The organism is Treponema sp. R80B11-R83G3 (genome assembly GCF_054786115.1).
On record NZ_BDHF01000434.1, the window covers coordinates 1 to 549 of the forward strand.

Sequence of the window (549 nt, forward strand, 5' to 3'; positions counted from 1 at the left end):
ATCCTGAATATCCGCGAATAGAAGTTATATTCCGCGATGAAGAACAGGCGCGTGAAAATTTTGCGTTTGAAAATCTCATGCGCGATTTGGGACTTGAACATCATTTTACCGCAAAAGACAAGGTTTCATATAAACAGTTATTAAACGCTTATGTTCAAGAACATCCCGACACCTCAGAATTAATTACAGGTTATCAACAGCAACTTCTCTCAGGACTTGACCGTCAATGGAAAAGCGATTACATTCAGCAGTTGGATTTGTTAAATATACATGGCCTTTTATTGCGCTCAGTTATCAGAGGAATAGGGACAGGTTATAGCATACCGGGAAAATCATCCAGTTTTATCGAATTGTACACTAAATACGGCGATGTACATTCACAAATAAATATTAATGTAAAAACTAATTTTATTATGCCAGTAAAACAAATAATACTAAGTTCTTCTGATCAAGATGAAATTGCAAGGAAGCAGATAAATCTTGTTCCGATAGAAAAAGTTTGGAACTCACTTTCCAATACTGAATCATTTAGTACCGGTAATGTATTAA

The 549-nt window shown here is 35.2% G+C and carries 1 protein-coding gene; it reads left to right on the top strand.

Features of this window, described 5'->3' with window-relative positions; all coding sequences use genetic code 11:
* Positions 1-549 (top strand): hypothetical protein (locus ACYVRH_RS14320; protein ID WP_461257546.1); only part of this gene is annotated, 549 nt, incomplete at both ends.